General features: G+C 70.5%; 18 protein-coding genes and 2 riboswitches. Of the genes, 16 read left to right on the plus strand and 2 right to left on the minus strand.

The annotated features are described in order from the left end of the window. Positions 1 to 134 precede the first annotated feature (134 nt). Positions 135 to 1,265 (minus strand): glycine cleavage system aminomethyltransferase GcvT, encoded by a 1,131-nt coding sequence (gene gcvT / locus ACTWQE_RS21225; protein ID WP_443330584.1) that lies wholly within the window; start codon positions 1,263 to 1,265, stop codon positions 135 to 137. 48 nt (positions 1,266 to 1,313) lie between these two features. Then, positions 1,314 to 1,423: riboswitch (glycine riboswitch) on the minus strand. Next, positions 1,424 to 1,529, minus strand: a riboswitch (glycine riboswitch). Between the two features lie 135 nt (positions 1,530 to 1,664). Between gcvT and ACTWQE_RS21230 the strand changes: the two genes are divergently transcribed. The 11 genes from ACTWQE_RS21230 (at position 1,665) to ACTWQE_RS21280 (ending at position 14,370) form a co-directional block, all read left to right on the plus strand. Further along, a complete protein-coding gene (locus ACTWQE_RS21230; RefSeq protein WP_443330606.1) occupies positions 1,665 to 2,360 on the plus strand; it encodes an AAA family ATPase in 696 nt (231 codons plus the stop codon). Positions 2,361 to 2,629: 269 nt separating this feature from the next. Next, on the plus strand, positions 2,630 to 3,415 hold the full coding sequence (locus ACTWQE_RS21235; protein WP_443330585.1) for an enhanced serine sensitivity protein SseB: 786 nt from the start codon (positions 2,630 to 2,632) through the stop codon (positions 3,413 to 3,415). Between the two features lie 135 nt (positions 3,416 to 3,550). Further along, positions 3,551 to 4,402 (plus strand): enhanced serine sensitivity protein SseB C-terminal domain-containing protein, encoded by an 852-nt coding sequence (locus ACTWQE_RS21240; RefSeq protein WP_443330586.1) that lies wholly within the window; start codon positions 3,551 to 3,553, stop codon positions 4,400 to 4,402. A 712-nt stretch (positions 4,403 to 5,114) separates the two neighbouring features. After that, entirely contained in the window at positions 5,115 to 6,113 is a 999-nt protein-coding gene (locus ACTWQE_RS21245) for an ABC transporter permease (protein WP_443330587.1), read from the plus strand. 56 nt (positions 6,114 to 6,169) lie between these two features. Then, entirely contained in the window at positions 6,170 to 7,921 is a 1,752-nt protein-coding gene (locus ACTWQE_RS21250; protein WP_443330588.1) for an ABC transporter substrate-binding protein, read from the plus strand. Between the two features lie 139 nt (positions 7,922 to 8,060). Then, positions 8,061 to 9,074, plus strand: coding sequence for an ABC transporter permease (locus tag ACTWQE_RS21255; protein ID WP_443330589.1), 1,014 nt, complete (start codon positions 8,061 to 8,063; stop codon positions 9,072 to 9,074). A gap of 68 nt (positions 9,075 to 9,142) precedes the next feature. After that, the gene (locus tag ACTWQE_RS21260) at positions 9,143 to 10,201 is read left to right on the plus strand and encodes an ABC transporter ATP-binding protein (RefSeq protein WP_443330607.1); all 1,059 of its coding nucleotides are present in this window, start codon (positions 9,143 to 9,145) and stop codon (positions 10,199 to 10,201) included. Between the two features lie 35 nt (positions 10,202 to 10,236). After that, positions 10,237 to 11,358 (plus strand): ABC transporter ATP-binding protein, encoded by a 1,122-nt coding sequence (locus ACTWQE_RS21265; protein WP_443330590.1) that lies wholly within the window; start codon positions 10,237 to 10,239, stop codon positions 11,356 to 11,358. A 33-nt stretch (positions 11,359 to 11,391) separates the two neighbouring features. After that, the gene (locus ACTWQE_RS21270; protein ID WP_443330591.1) at positions 11,392 to 12,054 is read left to right on the plus strand and encodes a trimeric intracellular cation channel family protein; all 663 of its coding nucleotides are present in this window, start codon (positions 11,392 to 11,394) and stop codon (positions 12,052 to 12,054) included. Positions 12,055 to 12,169: 115 nt separating this feature from the next. After that, positions 12,170 to 13,075 (plus strand): thioesterase family protein, encoded by a 906-nt coding sequence (locus ACTWQE_RS21275; protein ID WP_443330592.1) that lies wholly within the window; start codon positions 12,170 to 12,172, stop codon positions 13,073 to 13,075. A gap of 125 nt (positions 13,076 to 13,200) precedes the next feature. After that, entirely contained in the window at positions 13,201 to 14,370 is a 1,170-nt protein-coding gene (locus ACTWQE_RS21280) for a cysteine desulfurase family protein (protein WP_443330593.1), read from the plus strand. 70 nt (positions 14,371 to 14,440) lie between these two features. Here the strand turns inward: ACTWQE_RS21280 and ACTWQE_RS21285 are convergent, their stop codons facing one another. After that, positions 14,441 to 15,082, minus strand: coding sequence for an N-acetylmuramoyl-L-alanine amidase (locus ACTWQE_RS21285; protein ID WP_443330594.1), 642 nt, complete (start codon positions 15,080 to 15,082; stop codon positions 14,441 to 14,443). A gap of 96 nt (positions 15,083 to 15,178) precedes the next feature. Between ACTWQE_RS21285 and mnmA the strand changes: the two genes are divergently transcribed. The 5 genes from mnmA (at position 15,179) to ligA (ending at position 21,141) form a co-directional block, all read left to right on the plus strand. After that, on the plus strand, positions 15,179 to 16,345 hold the full coding sequence (gene mnmA, locus ACTWQE_RS21290) for a tRNA 2-thiouridine(34) synthase MnmA (protein WP_443330595.1): 1,167 nt from the start codon (positions 15,179 to 15,181) through the stop codon (positions 16,343 to 16,345). A 229-nt stretch (positions 16,346 to 16,574) separates the two neighbouring features. Continuing rightward, the gene (locus ACTWQE_RS21295; protein WP_443330596.1) at positions 16,575 to 17,114 is read left to right on the plus strand and encodes a TIGR00730 family Rossman fold protein; all 540 of its coding nucleotides are present in this window, start codon (positions 16,575 to 16,577) and stop codon (positions 17,112 to 17,114) included. A 15-nt stretch (positions 17,115 to 17,129) separates the two neighbouring features. Beyond that, positions 17,130 to 17,819, plus strand: coding sequence for an SDR family oxidoreductase (locus ACTWQE_RS21300; RefSeq protein ID WP_443330597.1), 690 nt, complete (start codon positions 17,130 to 17,132; stop codon positions 17,817 to 17,819). Between the two features lie 93 nt (positions 17,820 to 17,912). Next, positions 17,913 to 18,926: a methionine synthase gene (locus tag ACTWQE_RS21305; RefSeq protein ID WP_443330598.1), complete on the plus strand. Its 1,014-nt coding sequence runs from the start codon at positions 17,913 to 17,915 to the stop codon at positions 18,924 to 18,926. A gap of 31 nt (positions 18,927 to 18,957) precedes the next feature. Continuing rightward, positions 18,958 to 21,141, plus strand: coding sequence for an NAD-dependent DNA ligase LigA (gene ligA, locus ACTWQE_RS21310; RefSeq protein ID WP_443330599.1), 2,184 nt, complete (start codon positions 18,958 to 18,960; stop codon positions 21,139 to 21,141). The last annotated feature ends 147 nt before the right edge of the window (positions 21,142 to 21,288 follow it).

Here is a 21,288-nt window from a genome sequence, read left to right on the forward strand (position 1 = left end):
ACGGGGTCTTGACAGGTGGGACGGGCGTGACGAGAGCAACGTGACAGAAGCGTCCTCCGAGCCCGTCAGCGGTGGCTTCCGGGCGTCGGCGCCGGCCCTTTGGGGAAGTCGGCGCCCAGCCCTGGTGGAAGGTCTCAGCGCCGGCGCTTGTAGAACGGCAGCGCGACGACCTCGTACGGCTCGTGGCTGCCCCGGATGTCGACCGCCACGCCCCCGGTGCCGGGCTCGGCGTGAGCCGCGTCCACATACGCGATGGCGATCGGCCGGCCCAGCGTCGGGGACGGAGCGCCCGAGGTCACCTCGCCGATGACGGTGCCGGAACCGGTGGAGACGACCGGGTATCCGGCGCGCGGGACCCGGCGGCCCTCGGCGACCAGGCCGACCAGCGTGCGCGGCGGGGCCTCCCCGGCCCGCTTCGCGGCGGCCTCCAGGGCCTCGCGCCCGACGAAGCGGCCGTCGTTGGTGGTCTTCTCGAACTTCACGACCCGGCCCAGCCCCGCGTCGAAGGGCGTGGTGGACCGGGTGAGCTCATGCCCGTACAGCGGCATGCCCGCCTCCAGCCGCAGTGTGTCGCGGCAGGACAGTCCGCAGGGGACCAGGCCGGCGTCCCGGCCCGCCTCGGTCAGCGCCTGCCACAGCGTCTCGGCGTCCCCGGGCGCGACGAAGAGCTCGAAGCCGTCCTCGCCGGTGTAACCGGTACGGGCGATCAGCGCGGGCACACCGGCGACGGTCCCGGGCAGACCCGCGTAGTACTTCAGCCCGTCCAGGTCGGCGTCGGTCAGCGACGCGAGAATGCCGGGGGACTCCGGACCCTGGACGGCGAGCAGCGCGTACGCCTCCCGGTCGTCGCGGACGGCCGCGTCGAAGCCCCCGGCACGCTCGGTGAGCGCGTCCAGGACGACCTGCGCGTTGGAGGCGTTGGCCACCACCATGAACTCTTCGTCGGCGAGCCGGTAGACGATCAGGTCGTCGAGGATGCCGCCCTCGGCGTCGCAGATCATGGTGTAGCGGGCGCGGCCGGGGGCGAGCGCGGAGAGATGGCCGACGAGCGCGTAGTCGAGCAGCTCACCGGCCTGGGGGCCGGTCAGGGTGATCTCGCCCATGTGGGAGAGGTCGAAGAGGCCGGCGCGGGTGCGGACCGCCAGATGCTCCTCGCGCTCACTGCCGTAGCGCAGCGGCATGTCCCAGCCGGCGAAGTCGGTCATGGTCGCCCCGAGCCTGCGATGCAGCGCGTCGAGGGAGGTACGGCGTGGGGAATCGGTCATCTTCAGGCTCCCGGGCAGGGGTGGTGAGGCTCTGTCGACATGAACACAGCCTCCCCATCTGTCATCGGAACCTGAGAGGTTCGCCACGACCCCGCAGAGGGGTTACGGCTTGCACCTTGGGTGGAGCCGCACCGCGGCGGCCCGCTTTTCAGATGTGCCTCGCCCGCGCGGTACGGGGCCTGAGAGATTCAAGGGAGGACTTGCTCCTTCGGCGCCCCGGCGCCCGGCTCACTGCCGGTCCGGGGACTCTCCCGCGCGGGTTACAAGCGGCCGGTATGGAGTTTGCGGGGCACATCATTGCATGGCTGTGACACATTCGGGCCGTTCAGGTGAGGGTGACGCGGTTGTATGGCATTACCTTTTCTTGAAACTGCCGCAGTGACCGGACCTAGGAGGACGATCACGGTGCAGAGGCACGGAGCGTGTGCGACAACAGGGGCCGCCGGGTTCGGCGCCGTCCCCCCGCAGGCGGCGCCGCCCACGTCGGCGGTCGTCAGGCCGGGGCGGCGCGGGCCGACCACGGATCTGCGGGGCCGGCGGGTGAGCGAGCTGCGCTACCCGGCCGGTGACGTGGTCGTCGTCTCCGGGCTCCCGGGGAGCGGCAAGAGCACCTTGATCAAACGGGCGGCCGCCGCGCTGGACCGCCGCGGAGGGGCCGTACGCCGGATCGACTCGCAGGATACCCGGGACCGCTGGGAGCACCGGGCGCCGACGCTGCTGCCGTACGCCCTCTACCGCCCCCTGGTCCGCCTGGCCCACTACGCCGGGCTGCGCCGGGCGCTGCGCTCCGGCGACAGCGTCGTGGTGCACGACTGCGGCAGTCTCGCGTGGGTGCGCCGCTGGCTGGCGCGCGACGCCCGCCGCCGGGGGCGGTCCCTGCATCTGGCACTGCTGGATGTACCGCCGGAGACCGCCCTGGAGGGCCAGGCGTCGCGCGGACGGGGCGTCTCCGGGTACGCCTTCGGGCGGCACCGGCGTGCGGTGGGGCGGCTCGTCGGGGACATGGAGAGCGGACAACCGCCGCGCGGCTGTGCCTCAGCCGTGCTGCTGGACCGCGGTACGGCGAGTGCCCTGAGCGGTATCGCCTTCGAGTGAGCGCGCGGACCCCGCCGCTGCCGGATCCCGCCGTACGGAAGGACCGCGGGCCGAGCCGTGCGGACGGACGGCGCCGTGCGGACGGGCAGCGGTACCGGGCGTACGGAGGAATCAGGCGGGAGGATACGGAGTCCGGCCCCGTTGATTTGCCCACTACGTCCGGAGTGCGCGGGGCCGTGTCACAGATTCGGGACGCCCCGGGGAGCAGCGGGACAGCCAGCCGTTAAGGTGCGTGTGCAGTTCGGACGAGACGGGGTTGGTGGGGCCCGATGAGCATGACGGAGCAGCACGGCTATTCCATGCCTGCCGGCGGGATTCCCCCGGCCGGTTTCCCGGGCAATGAACTCGAGGAGGTGCTCGCCGCCTCGCTCGGTGTCCCCGGCGCCGGAGCCCGGCTGGTCGAGGTGCTCGGCCGCAGTCATGTCTGGGTGCCGCTGCCGAACGGCGGCAGCCGTGAGAGCCGGGACCTGGACCTGCCGACCATGGAGATCGAAGGCGCCGCGTACGTCCCGGTCTTCAGCTCCGAGCAGCAGTTCCTCCAGGTCGTCGGCTCCCATATGTCCTTCACCATCGCGCCCGCCCGTGAGTTCGCCCGCGGACTGCCGCCGCAGCTGGGTATCGCCGTCAATCCCGGTGGCGCGGTCGGCGTCCCGCTGCCGCCGCCCGCGGTCGCCGAGCTGTGCCGGGCGGGCCGCACCGAGCTCGACGGCCCCACCAGCGGCGGCCGGGTGCGGATGTTCGAACCGGACTGGCAGGCCGAACCCGTCGACTTCCTCGCCGCCGCCGCCGGGGAGTTCGCCGTCACCGGGCTGGTCCGCACCGCCCGCCGCGCCCTCGCCAGCGTCGAGGGCGACGCCCCCGCGCTCTTCGTCGGTGTCGAACTCATCCGCTGTGAACCCGAGGACCGGGCCGCGGTGATGGAGGCGCTCGGACGCGCGCTCGGCGCGGTCCCGGTGCCCTGGCCCGTACAACTGGTACTGCTGGACATCGCGCAGGATCCGGTCGGCTACTGGATGCTGGAGCGGGTGCGCCCGTTCCACACCGCGGACCGCTGAGCACGACCCGCACGTACCGCCGGTAGCACACCAAGACCGGCGACGAGGGACTCGTAAGCTGGTTGCATGACCGGGCGGGGTGCACCGATGTGCCCTGAAAAGGTGCCGAAAGGCCGGAAGAAGGGGCGGAGTCAGGTGAGCGCGGGAGCCAGCGCAGCGGCGGCCGGGGCCGTCGAGGAGACGCTGCGGCAGGTGACACCCGGGCGGTACGACGCCTACGAGGCGCTGCTGCACGCCCTCGCCGAGGGCCGCATCTGGATGCTGCTCTGGCACGGCCGACCGGGAGCACCGGACGCCCAGTACGGGAACATGGAGGTCGACGGCCTGGGCTACGCACCCTGCGTCACCTCCGCCCAGGAGCTCGCCGCCAGTGGCTGGAACCGCGCGCACGAAGTCGTCACCGGCTGGGACGTCGCCACCGCCCTCTACCCCGACCGCTGGGGCCTCTGGCTGAACCCGCACGCCCCGGGCGGCGGCGTCGGCATCCCCTGGGCCGATCTGCGCCGCATCGCCGGAGGCCTGGACCGGCTGCCCGCGGGGCCCCTGCGGCTCTCCGAACCGACCATCGAGATCCCCCAGTTCTACGCCCTGCTGACGCAGAACGCCCATCGCACCCCCGCCGTCCGGGCGTTGCGCCGTGCGTGGGTGCAACCGGCCCTGGGAGCGCCGTATCTCGCCATCGGCCTGGATCTGTACGACACGAGCCCGCAGGCCGTGGATTCGGTGCGGGTGATGATGCAGCAGTCGATCGGAGCGGTCCCGGACGGGCTGCCGGTGTCGACGGTGGCGATGTCCGACGACTACGACCCCGTGGCCCTGTGGCTGCGGGCGAACGCGCGCCCCTTCTTCGACCGTGACGGGTACGGCGCGGGTGCGCCGCCGGCGCCCGCGGCCCCCGCCCCGGGGTACGGCTACCCCCTACCCCGTTCCGCCGGGGCTCCCGCCTCCCCGGGCTGGCAGCCGGGTACGGCTCCGCGCGCGTACTGACCCGGCCTCAGGGCGGGGCGATAAGCCTCGTACTGCCTCGTACTGCCTTGTACTGCCTCGTGGTGCCCGGACTCTCCGGAGGAGAACGGGGTGCGGCCCGGGCTTCCGGACGGAGGGAAGGCCGCGCACCGACCCCGGACTTCCGGGCCGGAAAGCCGCGTTCCGGCCCGGGCCTCGGGACGGAGGGAAGGCCGCGTACTCACCCCGGACTTCCGGGCCGCAAAGCCGCGTTCCGGCCCGGATCCCCCGACCGAACGCGCTGACCGTACCCGTGGCAGTCCTGGGAAACGCGTTCCGGCATATGGACGCGGTTGCGCAAACACATGGCCGTCGGGGGCGAGCGCCCCCTCCTCTTTGCCAAATCCTGGAATTCCGGACCGTTTTGTCCTCCTCTTCCCGGCCGGGCACGGCGGACCGCCGATCCGCTCAGCCGCAGCGGCTGTCCGTATAACGGAAGACCCCAGGCTGCATCACAGTTGCGCATCCATTCCCGGGGAGGTCTGGCGGGTGATCGCAAACGCGATGAAGACTCACGTTCGCCGGGCCGTTGCTCTCCTGCGGTCTACGCGCGATGTGCGGAGGCCGGCGGGAGGTGCGACGTCCGCACTTCACGAACCAGAACCACCAGTTACGACGCACCAGTGATGTGAACAGGCCGCTACAGCGGCACGCGTGGGCCGGCCACCGCCGGTCGAGAGGGGTCAAACGCACCGTGACCGCACCGATCGAGACCACCGGGGCGGAAGCCGAGGCACAGCCCGAGGCTGTCCTCACCGGGGTCAAGAAGAGCCAGATCCAGGGCCGTTCGCTCGGTCAGATCGCCTGGATGCGCTTCAAGCGGGACAAGGTGGCGGTCGCCGGCGGCATCGTGGTGCTGCTCCTGGTCCTTCTCGCCGTGCTGTCCAAGCCGATTCAGTCGATCTTCGGGCTGGACCCGAACGAGCTCCACCAGGACCTCGTCGACCCGCAGCTCCTCGCCCCCAAGGGCGGGTGGGGCGGTATGAGTTGGGACCACCCGCTCGGTGTGGAGCCCGGCCTCGGCCGGGACCTGCTCGCCCGCATCATCGAGGGCTCCTGGGTGTCGCTGCTGGTCGCCGCGGGCGCCACGCTGCTCTCCGTTGCGATCGGGACGGTCCTGGGTGTGATCGCCGGTTACTACGGTGGCTGGGTCGACAGCGTGATCAGCCGGATGATGGACACCTTCCTGGCCTTCCCGCTGCTGCTCTTCGCGATCTCCATCTCCGCGGCGCTGCAGGACGGTGCCTTCGGACTGGAGGGCCTGCCGCTGCGCATCAGCGTGCTGATCTTCGTGATCGGATTCTTCAACTGGCCCTACATGGGCCGGATCGTGCGCGCACAGACCCTCAGCCTGCGGGAGCGGGAGTTCGTGGAGGCGTCGCGGAGCCTCGGGGCCCGCGGTCCGTTCATCCTCTTCCGGGAGCTGCTCCCCAACCTGGTGGCGCCGATCCTCGTCTACTCGACGCTGCTGATCCCGACCAACATCCTGTTCGAGGCCGCGCTGAGCTTCCTCGGTGTCGGTATCGCGCCTCCGCAGGCCTCGTGGGGCGGCATGCTCACCAGTGCGGTGGACCTGTACGAGGTCGATCTGCAGTACATGATCGTGCCCGGCATGGCGATCTTCGTCACCGTGCTGGCATTCAACCTGCTGGGTGACGGGCTGCGAGACGCCCTCGACCCTCGCAGCAAGTAACGACGGCCGACCTGCGTACCGCGCCGTACCAATCGATTGAGGGGGCTTTCCTCAGGATGAAGACCAAGAAAGCGACAGCTGTCCTGGCGACAGCCATCGTGCTGGCGCTCAGCGCGTCCGCTTGCGGCGGCTCGAAGGACGGTGACGGCAAGGGCGGGAACGCCTCGGCGGACGCCGCGCTCGACTCCATCGTCAACGAGTCGGACAAGAAGGGCGGCTCGGTCACCTTCGAGCACTCGGATGTGCCGGACTCGCTGGACCCGGGCAACACCTACTACGGCTGGGTCCAGAACTTCTCCCGGCTCTACGGGCGCAGCCTCACCAGCTTCAAGCCGGCCGCGGGCAAGGAGGGACTGGAGGTCGTCCCGGACCTGGCCGAGTCCCTCGGCAAGCCGAGTGCGGACGCCAAGACCTGGACGTACAAGCTCCGCAAGGGCGTGAAGTTCGAGGACGGCACCCCGGTGACGTCCAAGGACGTGAAGTACGCGATCGAGCGCAGCAACTTCGCCCCGGAGGCGCTGTCGCACGGCCCGACCTACTTCAAGGCGTATCTCGAGGGCGGCGACAAGTACAAGGGTCCCTACAAGGACAAGTCGAAGGAGGGGATCAAGTCCATTGAGACCCCCGACGACAGCACGATCGTGTTCAAGCTGAGCAAGCCGTTCGCGGACTTCGACTACCTGGCGACCTTCTCCCAGACGGCCCCCGTGCCGCAGGCGAAGGACAAGGGCGCGGAGTATGTGAAGCACATCGTGTCCTCGGGGCCGTACAAGTTCCAGTCCTACAACGAGGGCCGGAGCGCGACCCTGGTACGCAACCCGGAGTGGGACGCGAAGACGGACCCGGTCCGCAAGGCGCTCGCGGACAAGATCACCATCAAGTTCAAGGTCAACCCGACCACGGTCGACCAGCACCTGATGAGCGATGACATCACGGTGGACGCCGCCGGTACCGGTCTGCAGACCAAGACCCAGCCGAAGGTCCTGTCGAAGCCCAGCGAGAAGAAGAACACCGACAACCCGTACGCCGGTGCCACCTCGTACATGGCGATGTCGACCAAGGTGAAGCCGTTCGACAACGCCGAGTGCCGCAAGGCCGTCCAGTACGGCATCGACAAGGCCTCGGTGCAGCAGGCGCTCGGCGGCGACGCCAAGGGCGATGTGGCCTCCACGCTGCTCCCGCCGTCGGTCAACGGCTACAGCAAGTTCGACCTCTACAAGACCCCGGGCAACAAGGGTGACGTGGCCAAGGCCAAGGAGCACCTGAAGAAGTGCGGTAAGCCGAACGGCTTCAACACCACCCTGACGGCGCGCTCCGACCGCCCCGACGAGGTCCAGATGGCCACCGCCGTCCAGGCTTCGCTCAAGAAGATCGGTGTCACCGCCAAGATCCAGCAGTTCCCCTCGGGCAAGTACTTCGCCAACTTCGCCGGTGTGCCGAGCTATGTGCACGAGCACAAGATCGGGCTGATGATGATGGCGTGGGGCGCCGACTGGCCGACCGGCTTCGGCTTCCTGGACCAGATCGTCAACGGCTCGGCCATCAAGCCGTCGGGTGGCAACAACCTGATGGAGCTGGACGACCCGAAGATCAACAAGGCGCTGGCCGACGGTATCGCCGAGACCGACGACGCCAAGCGCACCAAGGCGTGGGGCGAGGTCGACAAGATGGTCATGGAGAACGCGTCGGCCGTGCCGCTGATCTACCGCAAGAACCTGCTGTACCGCCCGGAGTCCGCGACCAACGTCACGGTCACCCAGGCGTACCTCGGGATGTACGACTACCTGCTGATCGGCTCCGCCAAGTAGGCGCGACTCATCCGTAAACGGCTGGTACATCCCCGGGGGGCAACCCCCGAACCCCTGTAATCCTGAAAGGCAGGTGAAGGCACCGGTGTCCGCCGGGCCGGGAAGATCCCCGGTCCGGCGGACCCGGCGCCGCTCGGCTGTGGCTGCGTACATCATCCGACGCGTGTTCGCCGCGGTGCTGCTGCTGCTGGTGGTCAGCGCAGTCACCTTCGCGATCTTCTTCCTCGTCCCCAGACTAGGCGGACAGACGGTCGACCAACTCGCCACCCAGTACGTCGGCAAGGACGCCAACCCCGAGTCCATCGCGGCGGTCAAGAAGAACCTCGGCCTGGACCAGCCGATCGTTCTGCAGTACTGGGACTTCATCAAGGCGATCGTCTCCGGGGCGACCTACCACTTCGGTCCCGAGGCGTCGGTGTGCCACGCCCCGTGCTTCGGTTACTCCTTCAAGGACCATGTCGAGGTCTGGCCCGAGCTCACCGAGCGTATTCCGATCACCTTCTCGCTGGCCATCGGTGCCGCCGTGATCTGGCTGATCTCCGGTGTGGCCATCGGTGTGCTCTCGGCGCTCCGGAAGGGCTCGTTCTTCGACCGGCTGGCGATGACGGTGGCCCTGGCGGGCGTCTCGCTCCCGATCTTCTTCACGGGCATGCTCGGCCTCGCGGTCTTCACCGTGCAGGTGCCTCTCTGGGAGGACGGCATCAACTACGTGCCGTTCTCCGAGAGTCCGGCGGAGTGGGCCTGGAACCTGCTCATCCCCTGGTGCTCGCTGGCGTTCCTCTACTCCGCTCTCTACGCCCGGCTCACCCGCGCGGGCATGCTCGAGACCATGGGCGAGGACTACATCCGCACCGCGCGGGCCAAGGGCATCAAGGAATCCAAGGTCGTCGCCAAGCACGGCCTGCGGGCCGCCCTCACCCCCATCGTCACCATCTTCGGTATGGACTTCGGTCTCCTCCTCGGCGGCGCGGTCATCACCGAACAGGTCTTCTCCTTCCAGGGCATGGGCGCCTACGCCGTCCAGGCCGTCAAGGACGCCGACCTGCCGATCGTCATGGGCGTGACGTTGGTCGCCGCCTTCTTCATCGTCTTCTGCAATCTGCTGGTGGACCTGGTGTACGCCGCCATCGACCCCAGGGTGAGGTACTCGTGAGCGAGCTCGACAAGAAGCAGCAGCCGGCCGAGGCGGCGTCGTCCGACGCCCCGGCTCCGGCCGCGGCCGTGAGCGAGCCGGTGGCCGACCGGCCCGTCCCCTCCTCCGAGGCCTTTCTCTCCGTCCGTGACCTGCGCATCCACTTCGACACCGACGACGGCCTGGTGAAGTCCGTCGACGGCGTCAGCTTCGATGTGCACCGCGGCAAGACCCTGGGCATCGTCGGTGAGTCGGGTTCGGGGAAGTCCGTCACCTCGCTCGGGGTGATGGGCCTGCACCGCTCGGCACGGGCGAGGATCTCCGGCGAGGTGTGGCTGGACGGCGAGGAGCTGGTCGCCGCCGACCCGGACCACGTACGGCGGCTGCGCGGCCGGAAGATGGCGATGATCTTCCAGGACCCGCTGACCGCCCTGCATCCGTACTACACGATCGGCGCGCAGATCACCGAGGCGTACCGGGTGCACCACAAGGCCGACAGGAAGACCGCCAAGAGGCGTGCCGTCGAGATGCTCGACCGGGTCGGCATCCCCGAGCCGTCGAAGCGGGTCAACGACTACCCGCACCAGTTCTCCGGCGGTATGCGCCAGCGCGCGATGATCGCGATGGCGCTGGTCAACAACCCCGAGCTGCTGATCGCGGACGAGCCGACGACGGCCCTGGACGTCACCGTCCAGGCGCAGATCCTCGACCTCATCCGCGACCTGCAGAAGGAGTTCGGCTCCGCGGTCGTCATCATCACCCACGACCTGGGGGTGGTGGCCGAGCTCGCCGACGACATCATGGTGATGTACGGCGGCCGCTGTGTGGAGCGCGGTTCGGCCGAGAAGGTCTTCACCGGGCCGCAGCATCCGTACACCTGGGGCCTGCTGGGCTCGATGCCGCGGATCGACCGCGAGCAGACCGACCGGCTGATCCCGGTCAAGGGCACCCCGCCGAGCCTGATCAACGTGCCGGACGGCTGTGCCTTCCACCCCCGCTGCCCGTACGCCGACGTCCCCAAGGACAACCTCACCCGCACCCAGGTGCCCGTACTGCGCGAGGTCGGCAGCGGGCACTTCTCCGCCTGTCATATGACGCAGGAGGAACGGACGCGGATCTGGACCGAAGAGATTGCGCCGAAGCTGTGACCGCTAAGGACCAGGCTGCCGTGCCTGAGGAGAACGTGACGATTCCGAAGCAGCAGGAGGGCGCCGACTCCGCGCCCCTCCTCAAGGTGGACGGGCTGGTCAAGCATTTCCCGATCACCAAGGGCGTGCTGCGCCGCCAGGTCGGTGCCGTGCAGGCCGTGGACGGCATCAGCTTCGACGTACGGCCGGGGGAGACCCTGGGTGTGGTGGGCGAGTCCGGCTGCGGCAAGTCGACCATGGGCCGGCTGATCACCCGGCTGCTCGAACCCACCGGTGGCACCATCGAGTTCGAGGGCCGGGACATCACCCACTTGGGTGTCGGCACGATGCGGCCGATGCGCCGCGACGTCCAGATGATCTTCCAGGACCCCTACTCGTCGCTGAACCCGCGGCACACGGTCGGCACGATCGTCGGGGCACCCTTCAGGCTCCAGGGCGTGGAGCCCGAGGGCGGGTTGAAGAAGACCGTCCAGGAACTGCTGGAACTGGTCGGCCTCAGTCCCGAGCACTACAACCGCTATCCGCACGAGTTCTCCGGCGGCCAGCGGCAGCGCATCGGCATCGCCCGGGCGCTGGCGCTCAAGCCGAAGCTCGTCGTCGCGGACGAGCCGGTCTCGGCGCTGGATGTGTCGATCCAGGCGCAGGTGGTCAATCTGCTGGACGACCTCCAGCAGGAGCTGGGTCTGACGTATGTGATCATCGCGCACGATCTCTCGGTCATCCGGCATGTGTCCGATCGGATCGCGGTGATGTACCTCGGCAAGATCGTGGAGCTCGCCGACCGGGCCTCGCTGTACGAGGCACCGATGCACCCGTACACCAACGCCCTGATGTCCGCGGTGCCCGTGCCCGACCCCAAGCGGCGCACCGAGCGCAACCGCATCCTCCTCAAGGGCGATGTCCCCTCGCCCATCTCGCCGCCGTCCGGCTGCCGCTTCCACACCCGCTGCTGGAAGGCGACCGAGGTGTGCGAGCGGCAGGAGCCGCCGCTGCTCCCGCTCAAGACGGGACACCAGGTGGCCTGCCACCACCCGGAGAACGCCCCGGACCAGGCGCCGGCCGACACTCCGCTGCCGGGCGCCGCGGGCACGGCGGCCATGAGCAATGTGGGCAAGACCGGCAAGGGGGAGGGCGTGAGCAAGGAAAGCGGGGAGTGAGGAGCAGGGGAGCGGGCCCGGCAGAATTGCCGGGTGCTCACCACCGATCTGTACGCCTCCTCCGTCCAGCACTCGCTCGACCTCGCCGGAATCTTCGTCTTCGCGATCTCCGGTGCGCTGCTCGCCGTACGCAAGAACTTCGATGTGTTCGGCATCGCGGTGCTCGCCGAGGCCACGGCGCTGGGCGGAGGGGTGTTCCGTGATCTGGTCATCGGGGCCGTACCCCCTGCCGCCTTCACCGACCTGGGCTATCTCCTGATGCCCCTGGTGGCGACCGCGTGCGTCTTCTTCCTCCACCCGCACGTCGAACGGATCAATGGCGCGGTGAACGTCTTCGACGCCGCCGGGCTCGGGCTCTTCTGCGTGGCGGGCACCACCAAGGCGCACGACTACGGGCTCGGGCTCACCCAGTCCGCGGTCCTGGGCCTGGTCACCGCGGCGGGCGGTGGTGTGGTGCGCGACGTCCTCGCCAACGAGGTGCCCTCGCTGCTGCGCTGGGACCGTGACCTCTACGCCGTACCGGCCATCGTGGGCTCCACGATGGCCGCCCTGCTCATCCAGTTCGAGGCGCTGAGCGGGGTCACCAGCGCCGCCGCCGCGGTGACAGCGTTCGTGCTCCGGCTTCTCGCCATGCGCTACGGCTGGCGCGCCCCCAGGGCCTGGCACCGGCGTTCCTCGACGGCCGAGGACCTCTGACCTGCGGTCCGGAGCCGGCCGGCCGGGGCGGTCCGGCAGTAACCGGAACGAGGACGTCCGGGAGGGCCCGGACAGGGCTACCGGTCGGTAACTTCTTCGGTGTACCGTGCAGCTCATGGCACAGGCAGCACAGACGCCGCGGGCAGCACAGCCGGCGCGCGCAGCACAGACGGAACAGCCGGCACCGGCGACCATCGGGAACAGCGAGTTCGACCGCGACACGGCTGTCGTCCGCCGCGGGCCCGGCCTCTACGACGCCCAGCTGTCCGAGGGCTGGACCATCATCGAGGCCGTCAACGGCGGCTACCTTCTGGCCATCCTCGGCCGGGCCCTCGGCGAGGCGCTGCCGCACCCGGACCCCTTCACCATCACCGCGCACTATCTGACGGCCTCCCGCCCCGGCCCGGCCGAGGTACGTACGGAGACCGTGCGCACCGGCCGCACCCTGTCCACCGGATCGGCCTCCCTGATCCAGCGGAACGAGGACGGCAGTGAGGTCGAACGCATCCGTGTGACCGCCCACTACGGCGACCTCGACGACCTCCCCGACGACGTCCGGACGACGGCGAAGCCGCCGGCCATCCCGCCCTACGAGCACTGCCTCGGCGCGGACGCCGCCCCCGACGCGGCCCTCATCCCCGGCAGCAGCGCCATCACCGACCGCCTCGACCTGCGCCTCGACCCGGCCACCGCCGGCTGGGCCGTCGGGGCCCCCTCCGGGCGCGGCGAGATGCGTGCCTGGTTCGGACTCGCCGACGGCCGTGACGCCGACCCGCTCTCCCTGCTGCTCGCCGTCGACGCCCTGCCGCCGACGGCCTTCGAACTCGGCCTCATGGGCTGGGTTCCCACCACCGAACTCACCGTCCATGTCCGCTGCCGCCCCGCCCCGGGTCCGCTGCGGATCGCGATCAGCACCCGCAACCTCGCGGGCGGCTTCCTGGAGGAGGACGCCGAGGTCTGGGACAGCCAGGACCGTCTGGTGGCCCAGTCCCGCCAACTGGCGCGGGCCCTGCCGGTCTGAGCCCGCCCGGCCGCGGGCCGGGACCTCGCGGGAGCGCGGTCCGGTCCGCTCCGGCACCGCGTCGGTTCCACGGCTGGTACGTGCCGTACGGGGGCGGGAGCCCGGCTCGTAGAATCGGGGGCACCATGGCCTACCTCGACCACGCCGCCACCACCCCCATGCTCCCGGAGGCGGTGCAGGCGATGACCGCCCAGCTTGCCGTCACCGGCAACGCCTCCTCGCTGCACGCGGCCGGGAGACGGGCCCGCCGTACGGTCGAGGAGTCGCGTGAATGCCTCGCCGCGGCGCTCGGCGCCCGCCCCAGCGAGGTGGTGTTCACCGCGGGTGGCACGGAGTCGGACAATCTCGCGGTCAAGGGCGTGTACTGGTCACGCCGCGCCGCCGACCCGCGCCGTACCCGGGTGCTCGCCAGCCCCGTCGAGCACCACGCCGTGCTGGACGCGGTCGACTGGCTGGCCGGGCACGAGGGCGCGCGGGTGGAGTATCTGCCCGTCGACGCGTACGGCCGGGTCCATCCCGACGCGCTGCGCGAGGCCATCGCCCGCGACCCCTCCGATGTCGCCCTCGCGACCGTCATGTGGGCGAACAACGAGATCGGCACGGTGATGCCGGTGCAGGAACTGGCAGCCGTCGCGCGGGAGTTCGAGATCCCGCTGCACGCCGATGCCGTACAGGCCTTCGGGCAGCTGCCCCTCGACTTCACCGGCTCCGGCCTCGCCGCGATGACCGTCTCCGGCCACAAGATCGGGGGCCCGTACGGCATCGGGGCCCTGCTGCTCGGGCGGGACTACGCGCCCGTACCGCTGCTGCACGGCGGCGGCCAGGAGCGCCAGGTGCGCTCCGGCACCCTGGACGTGCCCGCCGTCGCCGCGTTCGCCGCCGCTGCCCGGCACGCCGCCGACCATCACGCCGACTTCGCCCGCGAGATCGGTGCCCTGCGCGACAAGCTGGTCGCCTCGGTCCTCGCGGTGGTGCCCGATGCCGTCCTGGGAGGCGATCCCGACCCGGAGGGCCGGCTCCCCGCCAACGCGCACTTCTCCTTCCCCGGGTGCGAGGGCGACTCCCTGCTGCTGCTCCTGGACGCCCAGGGCATCGAGTGCTCCACGGGTTCCGCCTGCACCGCGGGCGTGGCCCAGCCCAGTCATGTGCTCCTGGCCGCGGGGACGGACCCGGACCTGGCCCGCGGAACCCTGCGCTTCTCCCTCGGGCACACCTCGACGGAAGCCGACATCGAGGCGGTCGCGGAGGCCATCGGCCCGGCGGTGGAGCGGGCGAGGACCGCGGGCCTGAGCTGAGCCGGCCCCCGGCACGGGCCACGACGGCCCCGGGCCCGGTGGCGTACGGGCCCGGTGGCGTACGGGTGCGTCAGGCCTGCCGGACGAGCTTCATATAGCGGTCCCAGTCCCAGTGCGGACCCGGGCAGGTGTGGTCGGTGCCCGGGACCTCGATATGGCCGATGATGTGCTCGCGGTCCCGGGGGATCCCGTAACGCTCGCATATCCCGGCGGTCAGCTTCGCCGAGGAGCGGTACAGCGTGTCGGTGAGGTACTCGGGGCGGTCGACCCAGCCCTCGTGCTCGATTCCCACGCTCCGCTCGTTGTAGCCACGGTTGCCCGCGTGGAACGCGACATCCAGCTCGCGGATCATCTGTGCGACATGGCCGTCCCCGGACCGCACCACATAGTGGGCCGCCGCGCCGTGACCGGGATCCTGGAAGACCTTGAGGGTGAGCGGATACGTGGCCTCCGGGACGTGGATCACCACCCGGTCGATGACGTAGTCGGAAGGCCGGTCCGCGCGCCGCCAGTTCGCCTCGGAGGCCGCTATCCACTCGGCGCCGCGGTGATCGAGCTCACCGTCCGTGCGCGGTTTGTCGTTCCCCGGCATCCGCCACCACCACCGCGAGAGGCGGTCCGATCCGAGATAGCCCGCCGTGCCCAGCGCCACGGCGCCGCCGCCGATCAGCACGGCACGCCGCCCGATGTCCCGACGCGACTGCTGGTCCATACGGTCCCCTCCGGTCCCTGCGCCTGAGCGCCTCCCCCTCGCCGGTCCTATAACGGCTGCGGAGCTCCGGCTGGTTCCCCTTACCCTGGTAGGGCTATGACTGACTTCCCCGGTGCCCCCTCCGGCCCCCGCGACGGACGTCGCCTCCGTGTGCTCGCCGCCATGTCCGGCGGTGTCGACTCGGCCGTCGCCGCGGCCCGCGCCGCCGAGGCGGGCCATGACGTCACCGGCGTCCACCTCGCACTCTCGTCCAACCCGCAGTCCTTCCGGACCGGCGCCCGCGGCTGCTGCACCATCGAGGACTCCCACGACGCCCGCCGGGCCGCCGATGTCATCGGTATCCCCTTCTACGTCTGGGACCTCGCCGAGCGCTTCCGCGAGGACGTCGTCGAGGACTTCGTCAGCGAGTACGCGGCCGGACGCACCCCGAACCCCTGTCTGCGCTGCAATGAGAAGATCAAGTTCGCGGCGCTGCTCGACAAGGCCCTCGCCCTCGGCTTCGACGCCGTCTGCACCGGCCACTACGCCACCGTGGTCGTACGGGAGGACGGCACCCGGGAGCTCCACCGCGCCTCCGACATGGCCAAGGACCAGTCGTACGTCCTCGGGGTCCTGGACGAGCGCCAGCTCGCCCACGCGATGTTCCCGCTCGGCGACACCCTCACCACCAAGGAGGAGATCCGCGCGGAGGCGGAGCGGCGCGGCCTCGCGGTGGCGAAGAAGCCGGACAGCCACGACATCTGCTTCATCGCCGACGGCGACACCCAGGGCTTCCTCGCCCAGCGCCTCGGTACGGCCGAGGGCGACATCGTCGACGAGGACGGCACCAGGCTCGGCACGCACAGCGGTGCTTACGGCTACACCATCGGCCAGCGCAAGGGCCTGCGCCTCGGCGTCCCCGCCCCCGACGGCAAGCCGCGCTACGTGCTGGACATCTCGCCGGTGGACAACACCGTGACCGTCGGCCCGTCCGGCGCCCTGGACGTGACCGGGCTGACCGCGATCAAGCCCCGCTGGTGCGGAACAGCCCCCTCCGGCCCGGGTACGTACACCGCGCAGCTGCGCGCCCACGGCGGCGAGACCGAGGTGACGGCCGAGCTGGTCGACGGCCCGGAGCTGCGGGTGGGCTTCGCCGAGCCGGTGCGGGGCGTGGCTCCGGGCCAGGCGATCGTCCTCTACGACGGCACGCGCGTCGTCGGCTCGGCGACCATCGCGACGACGGAGCGGGCGAGGCCGGTGGCGTCCGGCGGGGCGCTGCGGTAGCCCGCCCGGAAGCGTGTGAGGCCGCTCGTCCCGGCCACCGCCACCGGGCGGAGCCGTCGGCGCGGTCAGCGCCGACGTGGACTGCCGGGCGACTTCCGGCCGACAGGTCGGCCGACAGGTCAGTCCCCGGTCCACCGCGTCCCGCGGTCGCGGTGGGTGCGAGGTGTCCCCCGACGGCGGCGTCGGCGGAGCAGGGCCGCGGGCGCGGACGCCGTCCTAGGGTGAGGCCATGAACATCTGTGTCTTCTGCTCCGCCTCCGACCTGGACGAGCGCTACACCCGCCCCGCCCGGGAGTTCGCCGAGCTCATCGGCAAGGGCGGGCACACCCTGGTCTGGGGCGGCTGCGACAGCGGTCTCATGAAGGTCATGGCCGACGGGGTGCAGGCCGCGGGCGGGCGGCTGGTCGGGGTCTCCGTGGAGTTCCTGGCCCACAACGCCCGCCCGGGCGTCGACGAGATGGTGATCACCAAGGATCTCACCGAGCGCAAGGCCCAGCTGCTCGCCCGTGCCGACGCGATCGTGATGATGGTCGGTGGCCTCGGCACCCTCGACGAGGCCACCGAGATCCTCGAGCTGAAGAAACACGGGCTGCACTCCAAGCCCGTGGTGCTGCTGAACGCCGCGGGCTTCTACGACGGCCTGAAGCAGCAGTTCCAGCGCATGGAGGAGGAGGGCTTTCTGTCCGTTCCGCTCACCGAACTCGTCTTCTTCGCCGAGGACGGCGCGGGGGCCCTGGCCCACTTCGAGGAAGAGGCCGGTATCCGGTGAGGCAAGCTGGGGGGCATGACTGCACATCTGATCACCGGTGCGAGCTCCGGCATCGGCGCGGCCGTCGTCGGCCGGCTGGCCGGACGGGGCGACGAGCTGTGGCTGCTGGCGCGCGACGCGGGCCGCGCCAGGGAACTGGAGGCACGGTTCCCGGGCACCCGTACGCTCGTCGGGGACCTCGCCACCCCGGAGAAGCTCTCTTGGTCGCTGAGCCACCAGACGCTTCCCGACCGGCTGGACTCGCTGCTGCACATCGCGGGCGTCGTGGACCTCGGCGACATCGGTGAACTCACCCCCAAGGCGTGGAACGCGCAGCTGGCCGCCAACCTCGTCGCACCGGCCGAGCTGACACGGCTGCTGCTGCCCCAACTGAGGCTCGCCCGCGGGCATGTGGTGTTCGTCAACTCCGGAGCCGGTCTGCGCGCCAACGCCCAGTGGGGCGCGTACGCCGCCAGCAAGCACGGCCTCAAGGCGCTGGCCGACGCCCTGCGCCTGGAGGAGCGCGCCCACGGGGTGCGTGTCACCTCGGTCTACCCCGGCCGTACGGCCACGCCCATGCAGGCCAAGGTCCACCGGCAGGAGGGCAAGGAGTACGAACCGGCCCAGTGGATGGCCCCCGAGTCGGTCGCGACGACGGTCCTGACAGCCCTGGACCTGCCGAGGGACGCGGAGATCACCGACCTGTCGGTCCGCCCGGGGCCCTGATCACCCTTCCACGGCCGGATGCGCCGTCCATGTCACGTCACGTCCCTGACCGGGGACGACGTGGGGGAGCGCCGGTCCCGTACGCTTCCCGACGTGACTACGGACACGACACGCGCACTGCCCGCCGGCTCGGCCACCGGGATCGGCTCGATGCCAGGGACGGACGCGCGGGAGGCCGCGAAGACCGTCACCGGATCACTGGAGGCGTTCCCTCATCTGCCGGAGCTGCCCGCCCGGGGCCCCGGCGCGGACATGATCGGCCGCACTGCCGGGCTGCTCGTCGAGATGTACGCGCGCGTGGAGCCGAGCGGCTGGCGGTTCGGCGACCGGCCGGGCCGTGACACCCGCCGGGCCTGGTCGTGGCTGCGGGAGGACCTGGACGCGCTGGAGGAGTTCACCCAGGGGTACGAGGGCCCGCTCAAGGTGCAGGCGGTCGGTCCGTGGACCCTCGCCTCCGCGCTGGAGCTGAGGAACGGCGAGGCCGCTCTCTCCGACCCGGGCGCCTGCCGGGACCTCGCCGGCTCGCTGGCGGAGGGGCTCACGGGCCATCTCGAGGAGGTACGCCGGAGGGTGCCCGGCGCCGAGGTGGTGCTGCAGCTGGACGAGCCGTCGCTCCTGGCGGTGCTGCGCGGGCAGGTGAGGACGGCCAGCGGATATCGCACACACCGGGCCGTGGACCGGGGCGTGGTCGAGGGCACGCTCCGGACCGTGCTGTCCGTGGCCGGGCAGAGCCCCGTCGTCGTCCACTCCTGCGCCCCCGGGGTGCCCTTCGCCCTGCTGCGGCGCGCCGGGGCGACGGGGATCTCGTTCGATTTCAGTCTTCTCACGGAGGGTGACGACGAGGAGATCGGTGAGGCGGTGGAGGGCGGCACCACGCTCCTCGCAGGGGTCCTGCCCGGCACGGACGCCGCGTTGTCGGACCCTGCCGGTAGCGTCATGGGTGTCAGGACGCTGTGGCGCAGGCTGGGGCTGTCGCCGGGGACTCTCAGCGAGTCCGTGGTGATCACCCCCGCGTGCGGGCTGGCGGGCGCCTCGCCGGCGTATGCCCGGGCCGCGCTCGCCCACTGCGTCCGGGCGGCGAGATCGCTCGCAGACGACCCTGAGTGACGGCACTCGCGGACCACGGGAGGACGAGACGGTGTCTGGCGAACAGCAGACGGCAGTGCCCGCCGAAGTGCGGGAGCAGCACCAGGACCTGGCCGAGCAGGTCGAGGAGCACCGCTTCCGGTACTACGTGAAGGACGCCCCCGTCATCAGCGACGCGGAGTTCGACCGGCTGCTGCGCTCCCTGGAGGCGCTGGAGAAGGAGTATCCGGAGCTGCGGACCCCGGACTCGCCCACCCAGAAGGTCGCGGGGGCGTACGAGACCGAGTTCACCGCCGTCGAGCACCGCGAGCGCATGCTCAGCCTGGACAATGCCTTCGACGAGGCGGAGCTGGAGGGCTGGGCGGAGAGGATCGCCCGCGAACTGGGCGGTACCGGCTACCACTTCCTGTGCGAGCTGAAGGTGGACGGGCTCGCCGTCAACCTCACCTATGAACACGGGCGGCTCACCCGCGCCGCCACCCGTGGCGACGGACGCACCGGCGAGGACATCACGCCCAATGTCCGTACGATCGCGGACATCCCGGAGCGTCTCAGCGGGGACCGCATCCCCGAGCTGGTGGAGATCCGGGGAGAGGTGTTCTTCCCCATGGAGCGGTTCCTGGAGCTCAACGCCCGTCTGGTGGAGGCCGGTAAACCCCCGTTCGCCAACCCGCGCAACGCCGCGGCCGGTTCGCTCCGCCAGAAGGACCCCAAGGTCACCGCGAGCCGTCCGCTGCACATGGTGGTGCACGGCATCGGGGCCCGCGAGGGCTTCGACATCAGCCGGCTCTCGGAGGCCTACGGCCTGCTGCGCGAGTGGGGCCTGCCGACCGCGCAGCACAACAAGGTCGTGGACTCCCTCGAGGGAGTGCGGGAGTTCATCGCCTCCTTCTCCGGCGAGGCCCGGCACTCCGTCGAACACGAGATCGACGGAGTGGTCGTCAAGCTGGACGAGATCCCGCTCCAGGGCCGTTTGGGCTCCACCTCCCGGGCACCCCGCTGGGCGATCGCGTGGAAGTACGCGCCCGAGGAGGTCAACACCAAGCTGGTGGACATCCGGGTGGGCGTGGGCCGCACGGGCCGGGTGACCCCGTACGCCGTGGTCGAGCCGGTCACGGTGGCAGGCTCCGAGGTCGAGTTCGCCACCCTGCACAACCAGGACGTGGTCAAGGCCAAGGGCGTGCTGATCGGCGACACCGTCGTCCTGCGCAAGGCCGGCGATGTGATCCCCGAGATCCTCGGACCGGTCGTGGATCTGCGGGACGGCGGCGAGCGGGAGTTCGTGATGCCCGGCGCGTGCCCGGACTGCGGCACGGCGCTGCGCCCCATGAAGGAGGGCGATGTCGACCTCCGCTGCCCCAACGCCCGTTCCTGCCCTGCCCAGCTGAGGGAGCGGATCTTCTATCTCGCGGGCCGCAAGTGCCTGGACATCGAGAACTTCGGCTATGTGGTGGCCTCCGCACTGACCCAGCCGCTGGAGCCCTCGGAGCCACCGCTGAGGGACGAGGGCGATCTGTTCGATCTGACGGTGGAACAGCTGCTGCCCATCACGTCGTACGTCCTCGACCAGGACACCGGCCTGCCCAAACGGGACCCCAAGACGGGCGAGGAGAAGATCGTCACCCTCTTCGCCAACCAGAAGGGCGAGCCGAGGAAGAACACCCTCGCCATGCTGGAGAACATCGAGGCGGCCAAGCGGCGCCCGCTCGCGCGGATCATCACCGGGCTGTCCATCCGGCATGTCGGACCGGTGGCGGCGGAGGCGCTGGCCAGGGAGTTCGGTTCGGTGGACCGGATCGCGCAGGCCGACGAGGCGGAGCTGGCAGCCGTGGAAGGCGTCGGTCCGACGATCGCGGCCTCGGTGAAACAGTGGTTCGAGGAGGACTGGCACCGGGAGATCATCGAGAAGTGGCGGGCCGCCGGGGTGCGACTGGAGGAGGAAGGGAGCGGGGACCGCGGCCCCCGTCCGCTCGACGGCATCACCGTGGTCGTCACCGGCACCCTGGACACCTTCACCAGAGATGGCGCGAAAGAGGCGTTGCAGAGCCGGGGCGCGAAGGTGACGGGTTCCGTTTCAAAGAAGACTGGCTTCGTTGTCGTAGGTGACAACCCCGGATCGAAGTACGACAAGGCAGTCCAGTTGAAGGTCCCGGTGCTGGACGAGGACGGCTTCGCGGTGCTGCTGGAACGAGGCCCTGACGCGGCGCGGGAGACCGCCGAGGTCTCACCCGACTAGCCGTCAGGCATCACCCGTTCGGTGCATACCAGATGGTTACGGTTGCCACGGCCGCATTCGGGCAACCGCTGCCGATCGCTGCCCGTTCCAGCCTTCTGCAGCCTACTGTTGAGGTGTGCGCCTGCCGTGCACAGCTGCGTGGTGGGA

The sequence above is a fragment of the Streptomyces sp. 8N706 genome (genome assembly GCF_052245415.1).
In the GTDB taxonomy this organism is placed as follows: Bacteria; Actinomycetota; Actinomycetes; order Streptomycetales; family Streptomycetaceae; genus Streptomyces.